Here is a 2,588-nt window from a genome sequence, read left to right as displayed (position 1 = left end):
ATGGGATGTAGGTTACAAAAGTTGCTCCGGGGGCATTAGATATGGTTAAGTCAGACTTGCTTTTATCATATCCCCAATGCTTTGTCTGGATATTATTATCTCTCGGTTTTATTACAATTTCATTGATATCATAAGTTTTTGGGGTTAAATAAATCGTACGCTGTTTTTTGACATCATTTGCAGGAATAATTTTTGAAAAATAACCAATACATGAAATGAATAACGTATCATTATGTTGAAATGTAACATCAAAATACCCTTTATCATCTGCATACAAACCTGCATTCTCATTTATTTTAACAATAGTAGCATAAGGGACAGGTGCTTTTGTATTTTTGTCTAAAATTTGCAGTTTTGAAACGTCCTGGCCAAAGGATAATTGTACCAGAAAAAACAAGAAAAATAAATTAAATAAAATCTTCATATTTTAAAAATTCATTAAAACGATTTGGTTCTAAAGCTAGTTTAAACCAACCATATATTAAGTTGGTAATATTTATAAATAAAATTTCTCATTAAATTTTTTTTCAAAAACACAAGATTTGTTACTGAAGCATATTTTACTCTTGAAAATTATTAAATATTATTCATGTAAAAATTCTTTTACAGCTATTGAAATGGCCAGGTTTGGAGAATTATCTTTATTTTGAATTAGGGATAAGGGATGGTCATTTTCTGCTAAAATCCATTGATTATCATGAAATTTACTTCTAAAATATGTGTATGAATCAGTTACTGAAAAAGTAAGAGGAACACTAAGAGCTATTTCAGTTCCTGAATCAATTTTATTCCCTTTATCATCTAAATAAGAAAGCCATTCTATACCAACAAATACACCGGTATCCGGGAATATTAGATTTTCACTCAAATTATATTTTTTCCCTTTATGTTTTTTTGATTGAAATATTGGTAAATTAGCAATAATGTCACCAGGTAGTCCTGTAATACTATCTTTCTTATAAATATTTATTCTATAGGCAATATTTTGCTTCCTTTTTCCGGAAGTTTTTAAAATAACAGATTCAATTAATTTCGTATGTTCTGGATTTTTATTTTCAATATAAGCAACCCATTCACTTCCCACATGTGAATAAAAATTAATTTTGTCTCTTTCTTTTCTAAACCCTAATTCATGCTTTTTTGATTTTACATCTACTTTTAAAGTAACTTCATCAATTTGATAAATTTTTGGTGTTAAGAATATTTCTTTTTTCAAATTAGCCGTATAAATTATTGTATCACTATAATAACCTACACAAGAAATTATTAAGGTATCATTTGGGGTTGCTTGAATTTTAAAACCACTTTTATTTGAATAAGTACCTGTATTTGCACTGAAATTAAAAATAGTAGCAAATTCAATACATTCTCCTGTCTTTATATCTTTAATATAATACTGAGAATATACACTATTACACAAAAATACAATCGTAAAAATTAAAAATAATTGTTTCATATTTTATAAATTTAATAATAGGGTGTCCAAAAATCAATTTCAAAACAACCATCTTGAAAAAATTAGCTTACTAAGCATTATTATTAAAAAATTAATTTTTTGGACACCTAACAAGTAATTAGTTAGATTATTCTAAATGAGCCCATCCGCAATCACCTCCAACATCAATCCAAAATGCTGCATAATCCCAACAGCAATAAGTTCCTAAACTTGTTGTATGACAACGATAATCATGTTTACCCCAAAACTTACCACCTTCCAAATTTTCCATTTGATTAAAATCTAAAGTTTCTATAAAAATAAAGTTTTAGATAAAAAAAATAATAAAATATAAAACAAAGTTTAGTATAGCGTTTTAAATATGCAAGCAAATGTTAATCGACTTTGTAAAGCGTATGGTTTTGTGAATGAGTGGTATGGTTTTATGAATAAGGGAAAAATGTTTCATAGTCAATTTCATTTTTTATTAATTGTTTTTAGCAATTTCGATCGCTTTTTCTAAAAATTCATCTTTGCCCTTTTTAATACCTAATAAAGTTCTTTGCACCGGATAATCGGGCTGATATCCGATTAGATGATGTGGGGTTTTATCATGGTTTTAAGATTACAATTAATTAAGTTTTCTCCGTTCTTTTACTAACAAGCCAATACTATATGACCACATGGATACAAGAAAAATTATTCCACCATATCTTAAATCAAAATTTTTATTAAAAAGATTTATTATCCCAATTAGCATTGTAATACTGAAAACTATTATTGCAAATGTGTTTAGTATAATAATAGTTTTATAAACTTTTTTCATAGAACAGAAATTTAAGGTTTGATAATAAATATTTCATTTACTTTTACAAATAAAATGTTGCAAATACTTTATTCATTTTATAAGTACTTGCAACATAAAATGATTCACTCAGCTAAAGAACAAACTGCTATACCTACAGCTCCAATGCCAAGGCCTACTACTGCTGATACTCCAGCTGTAACCCCTCCCAAAGCTAAGGCATATGTAACGATTGCAGAGTATCCTAAAAATCCACCACCACAAATTATACTTGCAGCGCCTCCTCCTTCCAAATTTTCCATTTGATTAAAATCTAATGTTTTCATAATTTTAGTTAAAAATAAAAAA

4 protein-coding genes are annotated in these 2,588 nt (G+C 27.3%); all 4 read right to left on the bottom strand.

Going from position 1 to position 2,588, the window contains the following annotated elements:
• Nucleotides 1-424 (bottom strand): carboxypeptidase-like regulatory domain-containing protein (locus tag VJ881_05300; protein HKL75466.1); only part of this gene is annotated, 424 nt, incomplete at its 3' end.
• Nucleotides 425-583: 159 nt separating this feature from the next.
• Complete coding sequence (locus tag VJ881_05295; protein HKL75465.1) at nucleotides 584-1,420, bottom strand: hypothetical protein; 837 nt, start codon at nucleotides 1,418-1,420, stop codon at nucleotides 584-586.
• Between the two features lie 163 nt (nucleotides 1,421-1,583).
• The gene (locus tag VJ881_05290; GenBank protein ID HKL75464.1) at nucleotides 1,584-1,727 is read right to left on the bottom strand and encodes a hypothetical protein; all 144 of its coding nucleotides are present in this window, start codon (nucleotides 1,725-1,727) and stop codon (nucleotides 1,584-1,586) included.
• Nucleotides 1,728-2,365: 638 nt separating this feature from the next.
• Nucleotides 2,366-2,588, bottom strand: a 223-nt coding sequence (locus VJ881_05285; GenBank protein HKL75463.1) for a hypothetical protein, incomplete at its 5' end; no start/stop codon positions are given.

This window comes from Halanaerobiales bacterium (assembly GCA_035270125.1).
GTDB lineage: Bacteria > Bacillota > Halanaerobiia > Halanaerobiales > DATFIM01 > DATFIM01.
The sequence above is the reverse complement of the archived record's forward strand: the minus strand, read 5'-3'. Positions and strand labels throughout refer to the sequence as shown.